Origin of the sequence: Geodermatophilus sabuli (assembly GCF_900215145.1) — a bacterium.
GTDB classification, from domain to species: domain Bacteria; phylum Actinomycetota; class Actinomycetes; order Mycobacteriales; family Geodermatophilaceae; genus Geodermatophilus; species Geodermatophilus sabuli.
In genome coordinates this window covers 898778-920149 of sequence record NZ_OBDO01000001.1, presented here as the reverse complement: position 1 = coordinate 920149, position 21372 = coordinate 898778, and the positions used below count along the sequence as shown (strand labels likewise).

General features: G+C 73.4%; 15 protein-coding genes. 4 read left to right on the top strand and 11 right to left on the bottom strand.

The window, feature by feature from the left end; genetic code table 11:
* Positions 1–16 precede the first annotated feature (16 nt).
* The 5 genes from CRP39_RS04355 to benA all read right to left on the bottom strand — a co-directional run bounded on the left by CRP39_RS04355 (position 17) and on the right by benA (position 8973).
* Complete coding sequence (locus CRP39_RS04355; protein ID WP_097204645.1) at positions 17–2707, bottom strand: helix-turn-helix transcriptional regulator; 2691 nt, start codon at positions 2705–2707, stop codon at positions 17–19.
* Complete coding sequence (locus tag CRP39_RS04350; protein ID WP_097204643.1) at positions 2704–4092, bottom strand: MFS transporter; 1389 nt, start codon at positions 4090–4092, stop codon at positions 2704–2706. Before CRP39_RS04350 ends, CRP39_RS04355 begins: the two co-directional genes overlap by 4 nt.
* A gap of 143 nt (positions 4093–4235) precedes the next feature.
* Positions 4236–6992, bottom strand: a complete 2757-nt coding sequence (gene benC, locus CRP39_RS04345) for a benzoate 1,2-dioxygenase electron transfer component BenC (protein WP_097204642.1) — start codon at positions 6990–6992, stop codon at positions 4236–4238.
* Positions 6993–7041: 49 nt separating this feature from the next.
* Complete coding sequence (gene benB, locus CRP39_RS04340; RefSeq protein ID WP_097204639.1) at positions 7042–7590, bottom strand: benzoate 1,2-dioxygenase small subunit; 549 nt, start codon at positions 7588–7590, stop codon at positions 7042–7044.
* A 6-nt stretch (positions 7591–7596) separates the two neighbouring features.
* Positions 7597–8973, bottom strand: coding sequence for a benzoate 1,2-dioxygenase large subunit (gene benA, locus CRP39_RS04335; RefSeq protein ID WP_097204637.1), 1377 nt, complete (start codon positions 8971–8973; stop codon positions 7597–7599).
* 190 nt (positions 8974–9163) lie between these two features.
* Here benA and CRP39_RS04330 point away from each other — a divergent pair, with 190 nt between their 5' ends.
* From CRP39_RS04330 to catA, 3 genes are read left to right on the top strand one after another with little or no spacing between them, the layout of a single operon-like run.
* A complete protein-coding gene (locus CRP39_RS04330; RefSeq protein ID WP_216359600.1) occupies positions 9164–10144 on the top strand; it encodes a LysR substrate-binding domain-containing protein in 981 nt (326 codons plus the stop codon).
* Positions 10141–11244, top strand: a complete 1104-nt coding sequence (locus tag CRP39_RS04325; protein ID WP_097204634.1) for a mandelate racemase/muconate lactonizing enzyme family protein — start codon at positions 10141–10143, stop codon at positions 11242–11244. Before CRP39_RS04330 ends, CRP39_RS04325 begins: the two co-directional genes overlap by 4 nt.
* 42 nt (positions 11245–11286) lie before the next feature.
* Positions 11287–12144 carry a catechol 1,2-dioxygenase gene (catA, locus tag CRP39_RS04320; RefSeq protein WP_097204632.1) on the top strand — a complete coding sequence of 286 codons (858 nt, stop codon included), beginning with the start codon at positions 11287–11289 and terminating at the stop codon, positions 12142–12144.
* A gap of 67 nt (positions 12145–12211) precedes the next feature.
* Here catA and CRP39_RS27145 read toward each other — a convergent pair whose 3' ends face one another.
* The 6 genes from CRP39_RS27145 to lspA form a co-directional block, all read right to left on the bottom strand.
* Positions 12212–12946 carry a hypothetical protein gene (locus CRP39_RS27145; protein ID WP_097204630.1) on the bottom strand — a complete coding sequence of 245 codons (735 nt, stop codon included), beginning with the start codon at positions 12944–12946 and terminating at the stop codon, positions 12212–12214.
* 67 nt (positions 12947–13013) lie between these two features.
* Positions 13014–16574: a DNA polymerase III subunit alpha gene (gene dnaE, locus CRP39_RS04310; RefSeq protein ID WP_216359599.1), complete on the bottom strand. Its 3561-nt coding sequence runs from the start codon at positions 16572–16574 to the stop codon at positions 13014–13016.
* A 314-nt stretch (positions 16575–16888) separates the two neighbouring features.
* Positions 16889–17314, bottom strand: a complete 426-nt coding sequence (locus tag CRP39_RS04305; RefSeq protein ID WP_097204628.1) for a GNAT family N-acetyltransferase — start codon at positions 17312–17314, stop codon at positions 16889–16891.
* Positions 17311–18090: a CPBP family intramembrane glutamic endopeptidase gene (locus CRP39_RS04300; RefSeq protein WP_097204626.1), complete on the bottom strand. Its 780-nt coding sequence runs from the start codon at positions 18088–18090 to the stop codon at positions 17311–17313. Before CRP39_RS04300 ends, CRP39_RS04305 begins: the two co-directional genes overlap by 4 nt.
* A gap of 10 nt (positions 18091–18100) precedes the next feature.
* Complete coding sequence (locus CRP39_RS04295) at positions 18101–19048, bottom strand: RluA family pseudouridine synthase (RefSeq protein ID WP_097204624.1); 948 nt, start codon at positions 19046–19048, stop codon at positions 18101–18103.
* 8 nt (positions 19049–19056) lie between these two features.
* On the bottom strand, positions 19057–19686 hold the full coding sequence (gene lspA, locus CRP39_RS04290) for a signal peptidase II (protein ID WP_245853555.1): 630 nt from the start codon (positions 19684–19686) through the stop codon (positions 19057–19059).
* A gap of 190 nt (positions 19687–19876) precedes the next feature.
* Here lspA and mqo point away from each other — a divergent pair, with 190 nt between their 5' ends.
* Entirely contained in the window at positions 19877–21370 is a 1494-nt protein-coding gene (gene mqo / locus CRP39_RS04285) for a malate dehydrogenase (quinone) (RefSeq protein ID WP_097204623.1), read from the top strand.
* Positions 21371–21372: the final 2 nt, after the last annotated feature.

Here is a 21372-nt window from a genome sequence, read left to right as displayed (position 1 = left end):
TCCCCGGCGTACGCGGTCACGTCGCCGGCGTCCGCCCGCGCAGCGCGGCCAGCTCGGCGCGCGAACGCACGCCGAGCTTCGTGTAGATGCGGGTCAGGTGGTACTGGACCGTCTTCTCCGACACGTACAGCTCGGCCGCGACCTCGCGGTTGGACAGCCCGCTGGCGACCAGTTCCGACACCGTCTGCTCCTGCGGGGTGAGCAGGTCGGTCCGCTCCTCGGCGCGGCCGGCACCCCGGCCGGCCGCCCGCAGCTCGCGGTCGCAGCGGGCGACGCAGGTCGCGGCGCCGAGGGAGAGGTAGCCGTCGCGGGCCGCCGAGATCGCCGCGTCGGCCTCGCGGCGCTTGCCGGCCCGGCGCAGCGTCTGGCCGAAGGCGTACGTGACGCGGGCCCGGTCGTAGCGCAGCGGCAGCTGCTCGAGCAGCCCCAGCGACGTCCGGAACGCCTCGCGGGCGGCGTCGAGGTCGCCGTGCGCGCCGAACCACCGGCCCCGGGCGCTGCCGAGGCGCGCCCCCGTGGACCGGTGTCCGCGTTCCGCGGCCCGCCGTTCGTGCGGGAGGAGGAAGGCGTCGGCCTCGTCGAGCAGCCCCTCGAGGACCAGCGCGTTGGCGTAGACGTCGGTCCACGGCCAGGCACCGGGCTCGTCGACCCAGCCGCGCGGTCCGTTCCTGGCCAGCGGCTCGAGCTCGCGCAGGACGCCGGCGGAGTCGGCCCGGGCCTCGGCGACGGCGGCGCGGGCCAGCATCGAGGGCACCCGCATGATCGGGTAGTCCGAGCTCCCGGCCTCGGCGTCCCGCAGTGCCCGCCCGGCGGCGTCCCAGTCGCCGCGCAGGGCGTTGACCTGCGCCCCCGTCCAGTGCAGCAGCGGGGCGACCAGCACCATGCCGGTGCGCGCGACGAGGTCGCCGCCCTGGGCCACGGCACCCAGGGCGGCGTCCCACTCGCCGGTGAGGAAGCGGGCCCGGGCCAGCCACCCCAGCGCCCAGAGCGAGATCCGGTGCGAACCGCCCAGGTACGTCGTCGGGACGGCGCTCTCCAGCTCCGTGGCGGCCTGCGCCACCTCGTCCAGGGTCAGGTGCAGCCAGCCCTCCCCCAGCTGGACCCGCTGTGCCTGGGCGCCGGAGCGGACCCGCTCGGACGGCGCCCGGTAACCGGCCAGGGCCTCGGCCGGGCGGCCGGTGCCGGCGACACCCAGGCCACGGATGGCGACCGCCTCCAGCGCCTCGGGCGCGTCGGGGCCGGCCAGCTCGATGGTCCGGTCGGCCCACGCGACGAGCTCCTCGGCCCGGCAACCGGCCAGCTCGTGGAGCACGAACCGCTGGCTGACCAGCGCCGCCGCCCCCGGGTCCCGCGCGGGGTTGACGAGGTCCCAGGCGCGCCGCAGCCGCGTCTCCGCCTCCACCGCGCGGCCCCGGACGACGGCGAGGTACCCCAGGACGGCGTTGCGCAGCGGCGTCTCCCGCAGGCTCTCCACCTCCGGCACGAGCGCGGCCGCACCGATCGCGTCCCCGGCGCCGACCAGCGCGTCCACCGCCCGGACCAGCCGGTCCTCCCGGGAGCGGCGGTCCTCGGACAGCCGGCTGGCGTCGGCGAGCAGCGCGGACGCGTCCGCCCAGGCCCCCTCGGCCGCGCGCCGGCGCGCCAGCTCGTCGAGGTCGCAGGCGAGGGCGGCGTCCGGTCCCACGCTGGCCGCGACGAGGTGCCCGATCCGCCGGGTCGCGTCCTCGACGACCTCGGCGGCGCGGCGGTGCGCCCGCGCGACGCCGGCCGGGCCCATGGCGGTGAGGACCGCGGCGGCGACCAGGGGATCCGGCGGCGCCAGCTCTGTGGGCCGGCCCGGCCCGGCGGGGCGGAGCAACCCGCTCCGCTGGGCGCCGTCCAGGGCGGCCAGCAGGTCGCCGACGTCGGCCAGGGCAGCCACCTCCGCGACCGGGGCAGGGCCGAGGACGGCGACCGCCTCGGCCAGTGCGCGGGCCTCCCGGTCGCACCGGACCAGCTGGTCGCGCACCCGGGACGCGACCACGGCCGGCGCCGGGAGGTCCGGACGACGGCCCGTCCACGTCTCGCGCGGCAGCTCCTCGAGCAGGGCCACCACGTGGCCGGCCACTCCCCCGGTGTGCCGCCAGAGGTGCTCGGCTCCCGCCGGGGACAGCGGGATGCCGCGCGCGGCGGCGAGCCGGGCGACGTCCTCGGCGGAGAACGGCCCGAGCGCGACGGTCGCGGTCGCGGAGCGCAGGAGGACGTCGAGGGTGGCCGGTGCCGCCTCCACCGGGGCCCCCGGACCGACCAGCACGACGGTGACCGCGGCGCGGTGCTGGTGGCGGACCGCGGTCGCCAGCGCCTGCAGCGACTCCGGATCGCTCCAGTGCGCGTCGTCGACGAGGACCACCGCGCGGGCCCCGGCCGTGCCGGCGGCGCGGCGGGCGACGAGCTCGGCAGCGGAGAAGGGGTCGGGCGGGACGCGCTCCCCGGCCAGCAGCTGGTCGAGCACGGCGTACGGGCGGCTGCCCTCCCACGGCACCCCGCGCCCCTCGAGGACCGGGCCGGGGTGCCGCTCGAGGGCCTGTCGCACCAGCGCCGTCTTGCCGACGCCCGGCGCACCGGTGACCCGGACCAGAGAGGGACCGAGCCCGCCGTCCTGGAGCAGCTGCTCCAGGACGGCGAGCTCGGTCTCCCTGGCGACCAGTACCGGTGTGGCCGGCGTCACGTGGTAACGGTAGCTCCCACCATCGCCGCCGCCGGGGTCCCGACGACTGGTGCGGGGACCGGCTCGACGTCGCGCTGCCGGGCACGGGGCACCAGGCCGGTGACCAGCGCGCCGAGCAACGCGATGCCGGCGAAGAGGAAGAACGCGGTCGTCCCGCCCAGCCCCGCGCCGACCAGCACCCCGCCCAGGACGGGACCCACGATCCCGCCGAGCCGGCCGAAGCCGGCGCACCAGGCGACGCCGGCCGCACGGGCCCGGGTCGGGTAGTAGTTGGCGACCAGGCCGTAGACCAGCACCTGGGTGCCGATGGTGCCGACGCCGGCGACCGCCACCCCGAGCAGCAGGACCGCCAGCGGCAGCTGCGCGGGCAGCAGGGCCAGGGAGATCGCGGCGAGGACGAACGTGACCGCGATGACCCGCTTGGCACCCATCCGGTCGGCGAACCAGGAGGCCAGCAGCCCACCGGAGATGGCGCCCAGGTTCAGCACCAGCAGGAAGGCCAGGGAGGAGCTCTTGCCGTAGCCGTTGTCGGTCATGATCTGCGGCAGCCAGGTGTTGAGGCCGTAGGTCAGCAGCAGCCCGGCGAAGCTCATCGTGCCGAGCAGCGCCGTCGGCCAGACGAGGGGACGGCGGACCAGGGCGGCGAACCCGAAGCGGACCGGAGCGGTCGCCACCGCCCCCGGCGCGGCAGCGCCGAGGACCGGCGCGACCTCCAGCGTCACCCCGGTCCGCGCGGCCACCGCCGCCGCCTCGGCCAGCCGGCCCCGGGAGGCCAGCCAGCGCGGCGACTCCGGCAGCCGGACCAGCGCCAGGGGCAGCAGCGTGACCAGCGGCAGCGCACCGATCCAGAGCAGCCCCCGCCAGCCGACGGCGTCCCCGGCGGTCAGCGCGAGCAGCGAGGCGAGGACGCCGCCGGCCGGGATGCCGCTGTAGACCACGGCGTTGAGCCGGTTCCGCCGCTCCGGCGGGGCGAACTCGGCCACCAGGGCGCCGACGGTGGCGACCAGGGCGCCCACACCGATCCCGGTGAGGAAGCGGAACAGCGCGAAGGTGCCGACCGTGGGGGCCAGCGCGGTCGCCGCCATGCCGATCGAGAACCAGGCGAGGTTCACCAGCATGATCCGGCGGCGGCCGATCCGGTCGCCCACCGCACCGGCGACGAGGGCGCCGACCAGGACGCCGATGAGGGCGTAGCTGCCCAGGGTCCCCGCCTGCGCGGGGCTCATCGGACCGAGCTGGCTCGGGTCTCCCAGGAGCGTCGGCACGATGGTGCCGTAGACGACCAGGTCGTAGCCGTCGAAGACCAGGGCGGCGGTGGACAGGGCGACGACCCAGAGGGTGCTGCGCCGTCGGCGCGCCTCCGTCGTGCTCTCGTTCGCGGGCATGGCGGAACTCCAGGTGTCGAGGGGGGCGGAGGAGTACGGAGGAGTACGGAAAGGGGCGCAGGGGGCCGAGTGCGGAGGGCTGAGCGCGGAGGGATGAGCGCGGAGGGATGAGTGCGCAGGGAGGAGGGCGGAGGGGCGGCGGGTCAGCCGAGGTCGCCGCCGGCGACGGGCAGGATCGTCCCGGTGATGTAGGAGGCCTCGTCGGAGGCGAGGAAGGCCAGCGCCGCGGCCTGCTCGTCGAGCGTGCCGTAGCGCTTCAGCAGCGAGGAGTCCACGGTCTGGTCGACGATCGTCCGGTACCAGGCCTGCTCCTGCTCCGTCTGCGGCGCCGGACCCCGTGGGGTCCGCCGGGGCGGGGCCTCGGTGCCGCCCGGTGCGGTGGCGACGACCCGGACGCCGGAGGGTGCCAGCTCGAGGGCGAGGGCTGTGGTGATCGCGTTGACCCCACCCTTGGCCGCCGCGTACGGGAGGCGGTTGAGCCCCCGGGTGGCCACCGACGACACGTTGACGATGGTGCCCTGTCCCCGCTGGACCATGTGCGGCACCACCGCGCGGCAGCACCACATCGTCGGCCACAGGGACCGGTTGATCTCGGCCTGGATCTGGTCGGGCGGGTAGTGCTCGAACGGCTTGGCCCAGATCGTGCCGCCGACGGTGTGGATGGCGACGTCGATGCGGCCGAACCGCTGGAGCGCGGCGTCCACCACCGACTTCGCGCCCTCCCAGGTCTCCAGGTCGGCGACGACCGGGAGGGCCTCGGCCCCGGGTCGCCCCAGTTCCCTGGCCACGTCGCGCACCAGCTCGGCCCGGTCGGCCAGCACCAGGGTGCCGCCCTCGGCGCTGATCCGCCGGGCCGTCCGCTCGCCGATCCCCTGCCCGGCACCGGTGACCAGGACCACCTGGCCAGCGAACCGGCCCGGCGTGACGAACCGGGGACGGCGTCCCGCGGCGAGGTCGTGCATGGCCCGGCGGGTGGTCTCCTTCGACCGTTCCGCGTGCTCGGTGACGAGGATCCGTGCCCGCTCGCGGTCGCTGTCCCGGAACGCCTCGACGATGTCGAGGTGGTCCTGTGCGCACCGGGGGTGGCACCAGGTGGCGGAGCGGAGCGCCTCTTCCATGTGCCCCTTGACGCCGAGCGCCTGGTATGCGCGGAGCAGGTGCTCGTTCCGGGTGAGGGTGAACAGGTAGTCGTGGAAGGCGGCGTTGGTCTCGGTGTACGCCGCCGCGTCGACGAAGCGGTCACCCTCGACGTAGGGCACGGTGGCCTCGGCCAGTACCCGGTAGCCGACGAGCTGCTGGTGCGTGAGGCGACCGATGGTCAGCTCGAGCGCGCCCAGCTCCAGCGCCCGGCGGGCGTCGAAGATGGCGTCCGACTCGTGCACCGACGGGTGCTCCTCACCGATCTCGTACCCGTCGGCCGTGATCGAGTACCCCTCGGCGGTCGACGCCGGCTCGATCTCCGCGTCCGGCTGACCGGCCGGCGCCTCGGACGCCGGCGGGGTGAGCTGTTCCATCGCCGCCTCGGGCAGCATCTCCTGACCGGCGACGGCGCGGGCGCCGACGGCCGGCAGCAGGTCGTCGACGTCGTCCACGGGGAGGACGTCTCCGGTGGGGAACGGCGCCCCCATCGACTGTCCGGCCAACCGCCAGACGTCCGCCGGCGACTCGGCACGCGGCTCAGCTCCGCCGGCGGCGAGCGGGGGCAGCTCGACCGGCGGGAACAGGGCCTGCCCGGCCGACGTCCGGCCCTCCCGGCCGTCCAGGGCCAGCAGCTCGGCGACGGTGTCCGGAACGGTCACCGACACCGGCGGCGGCTCGGGAGCGACCGCCTCGGACTCCGGCACCTCCGCCTCGGGCTCCGGTTCGACGACCTCCTCGGGGGCCTCCGTCGGGACCGCGGCGAGGGCGAACTTCTCGTAGTAGAAGCCAGAGGGCGTCACCCCCAGCTCGGCGACGTGCTTGCGGACCGCCTCCACCATGGCCGGGGGGCCGCAGAGGTACACCGCGGCATCGCCGTCGTGCAGCTGTTCAGGGCCGTACAGGCCGGTGACGTAGCCCTGGTTGGGCGCCTTCGTCGCAGGGTCGGCGACGCAGTAGTCCCAGGTGAGCCCCTCGATGGCGCCCGCCAGCTGCTCGACGGCCTCGATCTCGACCAGGTCGTCGTCGGTCGTGACCCCGTAGACGAGGTGCATCTGCCGGTCGCTGCGGTTGCCCTCCAGCGTCCGCAGGATCGACAGGATCGGCGCCAGCCCGGTCCCGCCGGCCAGGAGCAGCAGCGGGGCGTCGGACTCGCGCAGGAAGAAGCTGCCGTGCGGACCGGTGAAGGAGATCTCGTCCCCGACCTCGGCCCGCTCCTCCAGCCAGGTCGACATGACGCCGCCGGGCGTCAGCTTGACCAGGAAGGTCAGCTCCTCGTCCTGCGGAGCGCTGCTGAAGGAGTACGACCGGGATTCCTCGGTGCCCGGGACGGCGATGTTGACGTACTGCCCGGGGAGGAACGTCAGGGAGTCCCGGTCGTCGATCTCGACCGTCAGCGCGACGGTCGTCGAGGACAGCCGGTCCAGTGCGGTGATGCGACCGCGGTGGGTGGCAGCGCTGGTCTTGGCCACCGCGGAGGTGGTCGCGATCTGCAGCACCAGGTCCGAGCGCGGCTTCATGCTGCAGGTCAGCACGTACCCGCTCTCGGCCTCGTCGTCCGACAGCGCGTCCTCGAGGTAGCCGCCCATGTCGAACTCGCCCGACTCGCAGAGGGCCTTGCAGGTGCCGCAGACGCCGTCACGGCAGTCCAGCGGGATGTTGATCCGCGACCGGTAGGACGCGTCGGCGACGGTCTGGTCGTCCCGGCAGGTGATGAAGCGGGTGACCCCGTCCTCGAACGCGAGTGCCACACGATGGTCCATGGAGATCTCTCCGCAGCTTGGAGGGAGACGGCCCGGGGGTTCCCGCCGCTCAGAGGTGGTAGACGTCGACGACGTGGTGGATGTAGTCGTTCTTCAGCACCACGGTCTTGCGCCGGATGAGTGGCGACGGCCCGGAGAAGTCGATCGTGTAGAACGACGTCCCGTAGTACGGGTCGATCGTCTTGTACCGGAAGTACATCGTGTGCCAGTTGAACCGGATGTCGACCAGGTCGCCGCGGCGCTCGATGACCTCGACGTTCGTGATGTTGTGGCTGGTGCGCGGTTCGGGCAGGGACGTCGCACTGGACCGCTCGGTGCGGATCCGGAAGACCCGGTCCTCCAGGCCACCCTTGTTCTGGTAGTAGATGAGTGACATCTCCCGGCGCGGGTCCTCGGTCAGCCGGTCGTCGTCGGCCCACGACGGCATCCAGAAGACGACGTCGTCGGCGTAGCACTCCAGCCACTTCTCGAACTCCCGGTCGTCGAGGTAGCGGGCCTCGCGGTACAGGAACTGCTCGATCATGTTCTGGGTGATGAGCTTCCCGCCGGAGGGCGCCGCCTCGGCCGGGGTCTGCGCGGGGTTCTGCGTCGTGGTCATGGGAGATCAGCCCTCCGTGGTCGCGGCGGTCGCGCCGGCCTGCTTCTCGAGTGCGGCGCGCATGGTCGACAGCCAGTAGCCGTGCTGGACCGGGTACAGCCCCTCGTCCTCGTTGCGCCGCCCCGCGGAGATGACGCCGTCCATGCCGAGGGCCTTGGCGACGTCGTCCGGCCCGTCGAGCCAGTGCTCGGCGCCGCGGCTCATGTCGTTCCACGGCGCGGCGGTGGCCCGGAAGGTGAGCTGGCAGGACCGGAACTCCTCCAGGTCGTCGGGGGTGGCCATGCCCGAGGCGTTGAAGAAGTCCTCGTACTGCCGGATCCGGTGCTCACGGGCCTCGGCGCTCTCGCCCTTGGGCGCGATGCAGTAGATCGTGACCTCGGTCTTGTCGGGCGCGATCGGCCGGAAGTGCCGGATCTGGGTGCTGAACTGGTCCATCAGGTAGACGTTCGGGTACAGGCACAGGTTGCGGGAGCCCTTGACCATGAACTCGCCCTTGGCCTCGCCGAACTGCTCCTTGAGCTCGTCCAGGCGATCCCACAGCGGGCGGTCCTCGGGGTTGGCCGCCCAGGTCCACAGGCACAGGTGCCCGTTGGGGTAGGACCAGTAGCCGCCGCCGGACTTCCCCCAGCCGCCGGCGTCCAGGGCCTTCGTCGTGTTCGCCGACTCGCCGGTGCTGCGCCGGGAGGTCGTCGCGGCGTAGTTCCAGTGGACGGCGCTGACGTGGTAACCGTCAGCGCCGTTCTCGGCCTGGACCTTCCAGTTGCCGTCGTAGGTGTAGGTCGAGGAGCCGCGCAGCACCTCGAGGCCCTCCGGCGACTGGTCGACGAGCATGTCGATGACCTTGGTGGCGTCACCGAGGTGCTCGGCCAGCGTGCTCACGTCGGGGTTGAGGCTGCCGAAGAGGAACCCGCGGTAGCTGTCGAACCGCGCGACCTTGACCAGGTCGTGCGAGCCGTCGGTGTCGAAGCCGGCCGGGTAGCCGGCGCCCTCGGGGTCCTTGACCTTGAGCAGGGTGCCGTCGTTGCGGAAGGTCCAGCCGTGGAACGGGCAGGTCAGGGTCGTCCGGTTGTCGGTCTTGCGGCGGCAGAGCATCGCGCCGCGGTGCGCACAGGCGTTGATGAGGCAGTGCAGCTCACCGTTCTTGCCGCGCGTGATGACGACCGGCTGACGGCCGATGAAGGTGGTGAAGTAGTCCCCCGGGTTCGGGACCTGGCTCTCGTGCGCGAGGTAGACCCAGTTGCCCTCGAAGATGTGGGTCATCTCCAACTCGAAGAGCTCCTCGTCGGTGAAGATCCGGCGGTTGGCCCGGAAGATGCCGGCTTCGGGGTCTTCGATGACGGCGTCGGCGAGCACCGACTGCACGTGGGTCAGCGTCTGGGTCATGAGGTCCTCCAGAGGAACTCGCTCCGGCAACCCGCGGGAGCGGACCGGCTTCTGTGCGTCCAGAGTCACAGCGGGGTGGCAGGCGTCACACCGGCGGAATGCCTAGTCCGGACCCAGGGGGTGATTGATCGCCGTTGCTTGTCAATCCAGCGCAAATACGTCTTTGTCTCCTATCGATCTGATCCGTAGCGTGGTCCACATCACTCGGGAGGAGCTGGACGTGGAGCTGCGTCACCTGCGCTACTTCGCCGCCGTCGCGGACACGTGCCACTTCGGCGCGGCCGCGCAGCGGCTGCACATCGCGCAGCCCGCGCTGTCCCAGGCGATCCGCCAGCTCGAGGCCGAGCTGGGCGCCTCCCTCTTCACCCGCACGACCCGGCAGGTGCAGCTGACCCCGGCCGGCCGGTTCCTCCGCGAGGAGGCCGAGCGGGTGCTCGCCGCCGTGGACGACAGCGTGCGCGGCGTCCGCCGGATCGCCGACGGCCGCCTCGGACTGGTGCGGATCGCCTTCACCGGTACGGCCGTCGTCGGCCAGCTCCCGCGGATCGCCCGGGTCGTCAAGCGGGAGCTCCCCGGGGTGGCGCTGGAGATCCACGGCGACGTCCTGACGCCGGCCCAGTGCGACGGCCTGCGCGACGGCAGTCTGGACCTCGGCGTCCTGCGCCCACCACTGTCCGGGGACGGGCTGAGCCTGCGCACCATCGAGGTCGAGCCGCTGGTGCTCGCCCTGCCCGACGACCACCGGCTGGTCGCCGAGCCGGAGATCGCGATGGCCGACCTGCGCACCGAGGGCTTCGTCGTCTACGCCGACCGCTCCTCGGCGGTGAACGAGGCCGTCCTGCGCAGCTGCCGGGACGCCGGGTTCACCCCGCACCGGGAGCACGAGGTCACCGGCACCGTGGTACTGCTGGCCCTGGTCGCCGCCGGCCTGGGGATCGCCCTCGTCCCCGCGTCGGCCGGCGCCCTCCCGGTGCCCGGCGTGACCTACCGGGAGGTGGCCGACGCCGGCTCGATCGAGGTGGCCCTCGCCTGGCACCACCGCGAGGACTCTCCCACCGCCGGCTCGCCCCTCATCCGCTCGGTGCTCGGCGTCCTCGAGACCGCCGGGCTGCTGCCCCCCGAGCACGACCGGACCCGCCTGCCCACCCCCAGCCCGGAGGCCACCCGATGAAGATCACGAGCGTCGAGGCCGTCCCCTACGCGATCCCGTACCGGAAGCCGCTGCGGTTCGCCAGCGGCGAGGTGCACGCCGCCGAACACGTACTGGTCCGCGTGCACACCGACGACGGCGTCGTCGGCACGGCCGACGCCGTGCCCCGCCCGTTCACCTACGGCGAGACCCAGGCCGGTGTGGTCGCGGTCATCGAGTCGCTGTTCGCCCCGCAGGTCGTCGGACGGACGCTGCTGGAGCGGGAGCGGGTCGTCGAGGCCCTCGCCCGCACGGTCGGCAACCCGGCCGCCAAGTCCGCCGTCGACATGGCGATCTGGGACGCCCTCGGCCGCACGCTCGACCAGCCGGTCACCGCCCTGCTCGGCGGCTACACCGACCGGATGCGGGTCTCGCACATGCTGGGCTTCGACAGCCCGGCCGCGATGGTCGCCGAGGCGGAGCGCATGCGCGACACCTACGGCATCACCACGTTCAAGGTGAAGGTCGGCCGCGTCCCGGTCGCCCTCGACACCGCCGTGGTGCGGGCCCTGCGGGAGCACCTGGGTCCCGACGTCGAGCTCTACGTCGACGGCAACCGCGGCTGGACGGCGTCGGAGTCCGCCCGCGCCATGGCCGACATGCGGGACCTCGGCCTCACCTTCGCCGAGGAGCTCTGCCCCGCCGACGACGTGCTCGGCCGGCGCTGGCTGGTGCAGCAGTGCGACGTGCCGTTCATCGCCGACGAGTCGGCCGTGACCCCCGCCGACGTCACCCGGGAGGTCCTGGGCGGATCGGCGACGGCGGTGAGCATCAAGACCGCCCGCACCGGGTTCACCCACTCCGCCCGCGTGCACCACCTGGCCGAGGGCCTGGGCCTGGAGGTCGTGATGGGCAACCAGATCGACACCCAGCTGGGCTCGATGAGCACCGTCGTCTTCGGTGCCGCCCACCGGCTCACCTCCCGGCGGGCCGGTGAGCTGTCCAACTTCCTCGACATGACCGACGACCTGCTCGCCGAACCGCTGGTGATCCGCGACGGCACCCTCGCCGTCCGCCCCGGCGCCGGCCTGGGTGTCGAGGTCGACTCCGACAAGCTCGCGCACTACCGCCTGGACCACTGACCTCCGCCCGACCCCGCACCCACCCACGGAAGGACCGATCCCATGAGCGTCACCACGAACGACCCCGGCACCACGGCCAGCGCCGCCGCCTCCGGCGCCTCGGCGACCGAGCGATTCAAGGCTGACAAGTCCAGCGCCGTCGCCGCGACCCCGCCCGAGCGGGTGGACACCCTCGCCCGCGAGCTGCTCGAGGCCGTGCACGCCATCGTGCGCAAGCACGAGGTCACCTATGACGAGTACAACGCCCTCAAGGCGTGGCTGATCGGAGTCGGCCAGGACGGCGAGTGGCCGCTGTTCCTCGACGTCTGGGTGGAGCACGTCGTGGAGGAGGTGGCCAACTCCAGCCGCCAGGGCAGCAAGGGCACCATCGAGGGCCCGTACTACGTGCCCGGGTCACCGGAGTTCACCGGCGAGGGCACGCTGCCGATGCGGCCCGACGAGCCGGGCACACCGCTGCGCTTCGCCGGGCACGTGACCAGCGTCGACGGCACCCCGCTGGCCGGCGCCCGGGTCGAGATGTGGCACGCCGACGACGACGGCTTCTACTCGCAGTTCGCCCCGGGCATCCCGGAGTGGAACCTGCGTGGCACCGTGGTCACCGACGCCGACGGCGGCTTCGTCATCCACACGATCCAGCCCGCGCCGTACCAGATCCCGACCGACGGCTCCTGCGGCAAGCTGATCGCCGCCGCTGGGTGGCACGCCTGGCGTCCGGCCCACCTGCACCTCAAGGTGTCCGCGCCGGGCCACCAGCTGATCACCACGCAGCTGTACTTCCCGGGCGACCCGCACAACGACGACGACATCGCCTCGGCGGTCAAGCCGGAGCTGCTCCTCGACGTGCAGACCGGCGCCGAGGGCAACCAGGTCACCTACGACTTCGTGCTCGACCCCGCCTGAGGTCGCCGGCACGACGTCCCGGCCGGCCCGTGCGGCCGGACCCCGCCACCGGCGGAGCACCCCGCGCTCAGCGCCCCGGGTGCTCCGCCGGTGGCACGTCGACCAGCGGTCGCGGCAGGCCGGCGACCGGAGGGGCGCCCGGGTACCCGCCGTCGAGGGGGGACGGCGGGGTCGGCGCCGGCCGGTCGAGGTCCTCGGAGGCGGCGAACAGCGCGGCCACCACGTAGGCCAGGACGGCGGCGAAGGGGCCCGCGGCCAGCGCCGCGAGCGAGTTCAGCGCCAGCCCCGTGGTCACCGTCGTCCCGGCGTCGGCCAGCTGGGCCTCGGTGGGGCCGGGCGCCAGCAGCTCCCCCACCCGCCAGGCGACGAGCGCAGCCAGCAGGGTGCCCACGCCGAGGGCGAGCAGGACCGCCACCCCGCGCCGGCGGCGCAGCCGCCAGGTTCCGACGCCGGCCAGCAGGCCGAGCCCGGCCAGGACGAGCGTGTAGACGCTGTCGACCGCGGCCAGCAGCTCGGCCGAGGGGTGCCCGACGACCACCGGGCCGTCCGCGGTGACCCGGAACCGTGCGCGCGGCGCGACCGCCCACCACAGCAGCCCGGCCGGGATGCCGCAGGCGAGCAGGACGCCGGTCAGCGTCAGGGCGCCGCGGGCATCGGCGCGCAGCTCGACGACGCCGGGCCACCGCGGGCCGTTGGCCCACCAGGGCGGCCGGGGAGCCGGCGGCAGCCCCGCAGGAGCCGGCGGCAGCCCCGCGGGAGCCGGCGGCGGCCCTGCGGGACCCGGGGCGTCGGAGCTGTCCACGACCCCAGTCAACCCCGCGGAGCCGGGCGCCTCTTCCCCGGCACCGGCGGGACCGCGCGGCCCGCCCTCACAGCAGGGCGACGCTGGTCGGGCCGAGCAGGGCCTTGATGTCGCCCATGAGGGCGGTGCTCGGCCGCACCCGCAGCCCCTGGTCCAGACGCAGCACCGTCTCGCGGCTGCCGTTCACCAGCTTCAGCTGCACCTCGGTGGTGCCCGGGTGACTGCCGAGGACCTCACGCAGCCGCTCGACGACCGGCGGGGTGCAGCGGGCTGCCGCCATCGAGACGAGGACCGGGCCGCGGGGGCCCTCGGTGAGCTCGGGGATGGTGACCTCGGACCCGAACAGCGAGGGCTGGTCGTCGCGGCGGCTGATCCGCCCCTTGACCACGATGATCTGGTCGCGGACGACCTTCTCCGACACCTCGGCCCAGGTCTTGGGGAAGAACAGCACCTCGATGCCGGACTCGAGGTCCTCCAGCGTCGCGATCGCCCACGGCGCGCCCTGCTTGTTGGTGCGCGGGGACACCGCGGTGAGGATGCCGGCGATGGTCACGTTCGCGCCGTCCTCGACGCCACCGGCGTTGATCTCGGCGATCGGGGTGTCGGCGTTGGACGCGAGCACGTGCTCCACCCCGTGCAGCGGGTGGTCGGAGACGTAGAGGCCGAGCATGTCGCGCTCGAACATCAGCCGCTCGCTCTTGGACCAGTCCGCCGTGGGGATGGCGATCTCGAGCGCGCCGGCGAACGGGTCGTCGTCCCCACCGCCCTCACCGAAGCTGCCGAACAGGTCGAACTGGCCCTCGGCCTCCTTGCGCTTGAGCGCCATGGCGGACTCGACGGCCTGGGCGTGGACGGCGACGATGCCCTGCCGCGAGTGGCCGAGGGAGTCGAACGCCCCGGCCTTGGCCAGGGACTCGATGACCTTCTTGTTGCAGGCCACCGTGTCGATCTTGCGCATGAAGTCGGCGAAGTCCTTGAACGGGCCCTTCTCCCCGCGCGCCCGGACGATGGAGTCGACGACGTTGTGCCCGACGTTGCGCACCGAGGCGAGACCGAAGCGGATGTCGGTGCCGACGGCGGTGAAGTCCCAGGAGGACTCGTTGACGTCCGGCGGGAGCACCTTGATGCCCATGCGCCGGCACTCGGCGAGGTAGATCGGGCGGCGGTCCTTGTCGTCGCCGACGCTGGTGAGCAGCCCGGCCATGTACTCGGCCGGGTAGTTGGCCTTGAGGTAGGCCGTCCAGTAGGAGACCAGGCCGTAGGCCGCCGAGTGGGCCTTGTTGAAGGCGTAGTCGGCGAACGGGACCAGGATGTCCCACAGCGTCTTGATCGCGGCGTCGGAGTAGCCGCGCTCCTTCATGCCGGCCTCGAACCCGACGAACTCCGCGTCGAGGACCGACTTCTTCTTCTTGCCCATCGCGCGGCGCAGCAGGTCGGCCTTGCCGAGGGAGTACCCGGCGACCTTCTGCGCGATCGCCATGACCTGCTCCTGGTAGACGATCAGGCCGTAGGTCGTGCCGAGGATGTCCTCGAGCGGCTCGGCTAGCTCCGGGTGGATCGGCGTGATCTCCTGCTGGCCGTTCTTGCGCAGCGCGTAGTTGGTGTGCGAGTTCGCACCCATGGGGCCGGGCCGGTAGAGAGCGCCGACGGCGGAGATGTCCTCGAAGTTGTCCGGCCGCATGAGCCGCAGCAGCGACCGCATCGGGCCGCCGTCGAACTGGAAGACGCCGAGGGTGTCCCCGCGGGCCAGCAGCTGGTAGGTGGCCGGGTCGGTGAGGTCCTTGCTGATCTCGTCGAGGTCGACCGGCTCCTTGCCGTTCGCGACGATGTTGCGCAGCGCGTCGTCGATGACCGTCAGGTTGCGCAGGCCCAGGAAGTCCATCTTGAGCAGGCCGAGGGTCTCGCAGGTCGGGTAGTCGAACTGCGTGATGACCGCGCCGTCGGCCTCGCGCCGCATGATCGGGATGCTGTCGATCAGCGGGTAGCGGCCGATGATGACGCCGGCCGCGTGCACGCCCCACTGACGCTTGAGGCCCTCGAGCTTGCGGGCCTGGTCGACCACCTCGGCCGCGCCCGGGTCGGACTCGTAGCGGGCGCGGAACTCCGCGGCCTCCTTGTAGCGCGGGTGCGCCGGGTCGAAGACCCCCGACAGCGGGATGCCCTTGCCCATCACGTCCGGCGGCATGAGCTTGGTCAGCTCGTCGCCCACCGAGTACGGCCGGTCGAGCACGCGGGCGGCGTCCTTGATCGCGGCCTTGGCCTTGATGGTGCCGTAGGTGACGATCTGGCTGACCCGCTCCTCGCCGTACTTCTGCGAGACGTACTGGATGACCTCGCCGCGGCGGCGGTCGTCGAAGTCGATGTCGACGTCGGGCATGGAGACGCGCTCGGGGTTGAGGAACCGCTCGAAGATCAGCCCGTGCGCCAGCGGGTCGAGGTCGGTGATGCCCATGGCGTAGGCGGCCAGCGACCCGGCGGCCGAGCCACGGCCCGGGCCGACGCGGATGCCGTTGTCCTTGGCCCAGTTGATGAAGTCGGCGACCACGAGGAAGTACCCCGGGAAGCCCATCTGGGTGATGATCCCGACCTCGTAGTCGGCCTGCTTGCGCACGTGGTCGGGGATGCCGCCGGGGTAGCGCTTGTGCAGGCCCCGCTCGACCTCCTTGACGAACCAGGAGGTCTCGTCCTCCCCCGGCGGGAGCGGGAAGCGGGGCATGAGGTCCGCGCCCTCGGTGAACTGCACCTCGCACTGCTCGGCGACCAGCAGCGTGTTGTCGCAGGCCTCGCGCAGCTCGCCGGGGAACAGCGCCCGCATCTCCGCGGCGCTCTTGAGGTAGTAGCCGTCCCCGTTGAACTTGAAGCGGTTGGGTTCGTTGAGCCGCGACCCGGTCTGGATGCACAGCAGGGCGTCGTGGGCCTCGGCGTCCTCCTTGTGCGTGTAGTGCAGGTCGTTGGTCGCCAGCAGGGGGATGCCGAGGTCCTCGGCGATCGCCAGCAGTGCCGGCCGGGTCTTCTTCTCGATGGACAGCCCGTGGTCCATCAGCTCGGCGTAGAAGTTCTCACGCCCGAAGATGTCCTGGAAGTCGGCGGCGGCCTGGCGGGCGCGATCCTCCTTGCCGGCGCGCAGCCACATGTTCACCTCGCCCGACGGGCAGCCGGTGGTGGCGATCAGGCCCTTGCCGTAGCGCTCGAGCAGGTCGCGGTCGAACCGCGGCTTGCGGTACTGCCCCTCCAGGCTGGCCAGCGAGGAGATGCGGAAGAGGTTGTGCATCCCCTCGGTGGTGCGGGCCAGCAGCGTCATGTGGGTGTAGGCGGCCTTGCCGCGGTTGCTGCCCCCGTCGCCCTCCTCGTCGATCAGCTTGTCGCCGAAGTCGAACGGGGCGCGGTCGAACCGCGAGCCGGGCGTGTAGTACCCCTCCATGCCGATGATCGGCTTGACGCCGGCCGCGTTCGCCTGCTTGTAGAAGTCGTAGGCGCCGAAGACGTTGCCGTGGTCGGTCATCGCCAGCGCCGGCATCCCCTGCGTTGCGGCGGCCTTGGTGACCTCCGGCAGCTTGGCCGCACCGTCGAGCATCGAGTACTCGGTGTGGACGTGCAGGTGCACGAACGAGTCGGACGGGGTGCTCACGTGCTCAGGTGCTCCTCACGGTCGTGCGTGCCCGGCGTCGAGGTCCGCGGCGGGCGACCGGCGGGGAAGACCGGCGGTGCGCGGCCGACGTCGCCGGCCGGTGCGGCCAGGGTGTGGGGCCGTCGGGTCGGTGGGTCGATCCTCGCACTGGGAGAGGTCTACGCCGAGGGTCTGACAGGACGTGTCTCCTCACACCGGACCGGCTCCACGGAGGACCCCCGGCCCGCCACTCGGAGGGGGACCCCGTCCTCCCCACCCCTCGCCGGATCGGCACGGTGCCCTGGCCGGGGCCGGGGCCCTGCAGGGGCCGCCGGTCAGAGCCGCCGGCGCATCGTGACGTGCGTGATCCCCGCCTCCACGTACTCCTCGCCGACCGCGGTGTACCCGGCCCGCGCGTAGAAGCCGCGGGCGCTGACCTGGGCGTGCAGCTCCACCTCGGCCAGGCCCAGCGCCCGGGCCTGGCGGTGCAGCTCCGCGAGGACGGCGGCGCCGTACCCCCGCCCGCGGACGGCGGCGTCGACGGCCATGCGGCCGATCACCGCGCGCCCGTCGCGGACCAGCAGCCGCCCGGTCGCGACCACGCGTCCCGCGCCGTCGCGCGCCAGGGCGTGCACCGCGGTGGCGTCGTGCTCGTCCTGCTCGATCTCGGCGGGCACGCCCTGCTCCTCGACGAAGACCCGCAGGCGCAGCGCCACCACCTCGGGCCAGTCGGCGGCCGTTGCCGGCCCGGCGGCGCTCACCGCGCGACCGCCGGCAGCGCGGTGGCCGGCACCAGCAGGAAGCGCAGGTCGATGAGCACGTGCAGGAGCACGGGCAGCAGCAGGGAGCCGGTGTCCAGGTACAGCCCGGCCAGGACTCCGCCCAGCACGCCGGTCGTGAGTACGCCGGCGACCCCCTGGTAGGCGTGCGCCAGCCCGAAGGCGAGGGCGGCGACGGCGACCAGCACCGGGGTCGGCATGCCGCCGGCCAGTGCGGCGACGACCGCGAGGAAGAAGCCGCGGTAGAGCCACTCCTCGCACACGCCGGCGGTGACGCCGACGAGGGTGAACAACCGCCGCTCGCCGGTGGTGCGCGGCAGGAGCGCCAGGGTGGCGTGCACCGACGGCTCGGCGTGCCGTCCCTCCCCCGGGCGGCGGGCCCGGGTGGCCGCCTCGGCCAGCGCCCCGGAGCGCAGCGCCCGGGTGGACAGCACCACGAACGCCACGGTCAGGACGGCGGCCGCGCCGGACACCGGCCCGGGCCACTCCTGGGGCCAGCGCAGCCCGACGCCGGCGGCGGGAACGCCCGGCGCGGACAGCCACACCACGACGGCCACCACGGCCAGCCCCCACTCCAGGACGAGCAGCCGCCGGTAGAACGACCGGCGGGCGCCGGCGTCGGTGCGCAGCCGCCCCTCGAAGCGGCGGTGCAGCACGTGCCCGACGAGCGGCTCGCCCAGCACGAGGTAGCCGGCGACGACGACCGCGGACAGCGCCGCGGGGCCGTAGTCGGCCAGCGAGGCGGGCAGCCCCTGCACCGGTGCGGCCTCAGGCCTCGGCGCGCAGGATGTCGAGCGCGCCGGCGAGGTCGGGCGGGTACGGGCTGCGGAACTCCATCCAGCGCCCGTCGGCCGGGTGCGCGAGGCCCAGGTGCACCGCGTGCAGCCACTGCCGGGACACCCCCAGCCGCGCGGCCAGCGTCGGGTCGGCGCCGTAGGTCGTGTCCCCGACGCAGGGGTGCCGCAGCGCCGAGAAGTGCACGCGGATCTGGTGGGTGCGGCCGGTCTCCAGCTTGATGTCGACCAGGCTGGCGGCCGGGAACGCCTCCACGACCTCGTAGTGGGTCACCGAGGGACGCCCGCCCTGGACGACGGCGAACCGCCAGTCGTGCTTCGGGTGCCGGTCGATGGGCGCGTCGATCGTGCCGCGGGAGGGGTCGGGGTGCCCCTGGACCAGGGCGTGGTAGCCCTTGTCCACGGTGCGCTCCTTGAACGCCGCCTTGAGCACGGTGTACGCCCGCTCGCTCTTGGCCACCACCATCAGCCCGGTCGTGGCGGCGTCCAGCCGGTGGACGACGCCCTGCCGCTCGGCCGCGCCGGAGGTGGAGACCCGGTAGCCGGCCGCGGCGAGACCGCCGACCACCGTGGGGCCCTCCCAGCCGGGGCTGGGGTGCGCGGCGACGCCGACGGGCTTGTCCACGACCACGATGTCGTCGTCGTCGTGGACGACGGTCAGGCCGGCGACCGGCTCGGGCGCGGTCGGCTCGCCGGGCGGCGGGGGCAGCTCGACCTCCAGCCAGCTGCCGCCGCTGACCCGGTCGCCCTTGCCGCGGACCCGCCCGTCGAGCAGCACCACGCCGGCGTCGGCGAGGTCGGCGGCGGCGCCGCGGGAGAGGCCGAAGAGCCGGGAGAGGGCCTGGTCGACGCGCTGGCCCTCCAGCCCGTCGGGCACCGGGAGCGCACGGTGCTGGCCGGCGGAGCTGGTCACGGCGTCCATCGTGATCCTCAGCCCCGCGCCGTGCCGCCGGCACGGTCGCTCCGACGACCCGGGACGCGGGAGCCGTCGAACTCGATGCCACGCAGGGCCAGCAGGACGCCGAGGACACCGCCGCAGACGATCGCGGAGTCGGCGACGTTGAAGATCGGGTACACCTGCCCGTCGGGGGCGAACACCGACACGAAGTCGACGACGCCGCCGCGCAGGAAGCCGGGCTCGCGGAAGACGCGGTCGACCAGGTTGCCCAGCGCGCCCCCGAGGACCAGACCCAGCGCGACCGCCCAGCCGGTGGAGAACAGCCGCCGGGCGGTGCGCACGATGACGACGACGACCGCCGCGGCGATCAGCGAGAAGACGACGGTGAACCCCTCCGCGAAGGAGAAGGCCGCGCCGGTGTTGCGCGCGTGGGTCAGGTAGAGCGCGCCGCCGAGCAGCCGGACGTTCTCCCCCCGGTCGATGGTGGCCACCACCAGGAGCTTGCTGGCGAGATCGAGGCAGAACACGACCGCCGCGAGCAGGAGCAGCAGGCGGGTGCGGGGACGGCGGGCCGGCGTCCCCGGGGCCGCGCCCGCGTGGTCCTGCGGGCCGCTGGGTTCGGACAGGGGTGCTCCTCGGTCGTGGCTGGCGCGGCCGGTCACCGCCGTCCCCTGACGATAACCGCGCCTCCTGGACACCCCTGCCGCCACCGCGTCGAGGGCGCAACTCGAACCGGGTGTGATGCATCTCATGACTGTCTGCGACACATCTCACCACGCGGAGTGACATGTTCGGGCAGCCAGTGACCGTTACCTGGTAGGCAAGCCCCTCCCCCGATGCCGGAAGGCCGTCGTGTCCACCGATCTCGCCTCAGCCACCGACCCCGACGTAGTCCTCGTGGGTGGCGGCATCATGAGCGCGACCCTCGCGTCGCTGCTCGGTGTCGTCGCCCCCGACTGGAGCGTCACCGTCTTCGAGTCCGGTGCACAGGTGGCCGCGGAGAGCTCGGACGCCTGGAACAACGCCGGCACGGGGCACGCGGCTCTCTGCGAGCTGAACTACACGCCGGCGGGCGCGGACGGCTCGGTCGACATCGCCAAGGCCGAGACCATCAACGAGCAGTTCCAGGTCTCGCGGCAGTTCTGGTCGCACCTGGTCCGCGCGGGCCTGACCGGCTCGCCCAAGGAGTTCATCACCCCGGTCCCGCACGTCAGCTTCGTCACCGGCGACGCCGGCCGCGAGTACATGCGCAACCGGTACACGGCCATGTCGGCCTCCCCGCTGTTCGCGGGCATGGAGCACACCGACGACCCGGCCGAGCTGGCCGAGTGGGTCCCGCTGGTGATGACCGGCCGCCGCCCCGGCCAGGCGGTCGCGGCCACCCGCTCGGTCGCCGGCACCGACGTCGACTTCGGCTCCCTCACCCGGCTGCAGTTCGCCGCCGCCGAGGACCGCGGGGTCCACGTGCACGTCAACCAGCGGGTCACCGGCGTCCGGCGCCGCACCGACGGCCGCTGGGCGGTGACCGTCCGGGACGCGGTCAGCGGCGAGGAGCGCACCGTCCGCACCCGCTTCGTCTTCGTCGGCGCCGGTGGCGGGGCCCTGCCGCTGCTGCAGGAGGCCGCCATCCCCGAGATCCGCGGCTTCGGCGGCTTCCCGGTCAGCGGCATGTTCCTCCGCACCCGCTCCCCCGAGCTGGTCTCCGCCCACCAGGCCAAGGTCTACGGCCAGGCCGCCGTCGGCGCCCCGCCCATGTCGGTGCCCCACCTGGACCTCCGGCTGATCGACGGCGACCACTCGCTGCTGTTCGGCCCCTACGCCGGCTTCTCGCCGAAGTTCCTCAAGGCCGGCTCGATGTTCGACCTGCCGCTCAGCGTCAAGCCGAACAACCTCGGCTCGATGCTGGGCGTGGCCCGCACCGAGATGGCGCTCACCCGCTACCTGATCGGCGAGCTCCTCCAGTCGCGCAGCGCCCGGCACCGCACGCTGACCGAGTTCGTGCCCGAGGCCGAGGAGCACGACTGGGACATGATCACTGCCGGCCAGCGGGTTCAGGTGATCAAGCGCGACCCGGCCACCGGCCGCGGCGTCCTGCAGTTCGGCACCGAGCTCGTCGTCGGCGGCGAGGGCACCATCGCCGGCCTGCTGGGCGCCTCCCCCGGCGCCTCGACGGCGGTCTCGGCGATGCTGACCGTGCTCGAGCGCTGCTTCCCCGACCGGATCGAGGCCTGGCGTCCGGCGCTGCAGGAGGCCATCCCCTCCTACGGCCGCCGCCTGGCCGACGACCCGGCGCTGCTCGCCGAGGTCCGCGCGCAGACGATGCAGACCCTGGAGCTCAACGGCTGACC